At 46.1% G+C, this 813-nt stretch carries 1 protein-coding gene; it reads left to right on the forward strand.

Annotation, left to right across the window (positions count from 1 at the left end):
• Positions 1–813 (forward strand): S8 family peptidase (locus ABD036_RS19105; protein ID WP_343862797.1); only part of this gene is annotated, 813 nt, incomplete at both ends.

The raw sequence follows: 813 nt of genomic DNA on the forward strand, positions 1-813 counted from the left end.
TTGCCAGCAGCCTTCAAAGCGAAAACGGTAAATACAACGGTATGGCACCAGATGTGTACTTGTTGTCAGTTAAAGCATTTGATGGCACCGGCAGTGGTAGCTATACCAATGTATTGGATGGTTTGAATTATATTTATCAAAACCGCGCTAGATACCGCATTCGTGTGGTGAACTTGTCGTTAGGTGCAGACGTGCAGTCTACCTACTGGAACGATCCGATTAACCAAGCGGTGATGCGTTTGTGGGATGCCGGTGTGGTTGTCGTGACCTCTGCAGGTAACTCTGGTTCAGATTACGGCAGCGTCACCGTGCCAGGTAACAACCCTTATGTGATAACGGTAGGTGCAGTAACCGATAACTTCACAGAATCGAATTTCTCAGATGACCGTATCACTACGTTTTCATCTAAAGGACCCACCTTTGAAGGCTTTGTGAAGCCAGAAGTGGTTGCCTTTGGTGGTCATGTTCGTTCGAAAATGAATAAAGGTCTGCTGACCAATCAAAACTTGGTTGAAGATGACTTAGGCGAAGACTATTACCAGATATCAGGTACCTCACAAGCTGCGGCCGTGGTATCAGGTACAGTGGCGCTGATGCTTCAGTATAACCCTTACTTAACGCCAGATGATGTGAAATGTCGTTTGATGGACAGTGCTTCTCAGCTAAAAGATCCGTCAACAGGCAGAACCTATGATCCACTGACTCAAGGCTCAGGATTGATCAATGCATATGCTGCGGTAATGAGTCAAGCCAGTGGTTGTGCCAACGTAGGCTTGGATATTCAAGCAGACTTGAATGGTGTTCAACACTTTA

Origin of the sequence: Aliiglaciecola litoralis (assembly GCF_039523355.1) — a bacterium.
GTDB classification, from domain to species: Bacteria; Pseudomonadota; Gammaproteobacteria; order Enterobacterales; family Alteromonadaceae; genus Aliiglaciecola; species Aliiglaciecola litoralis.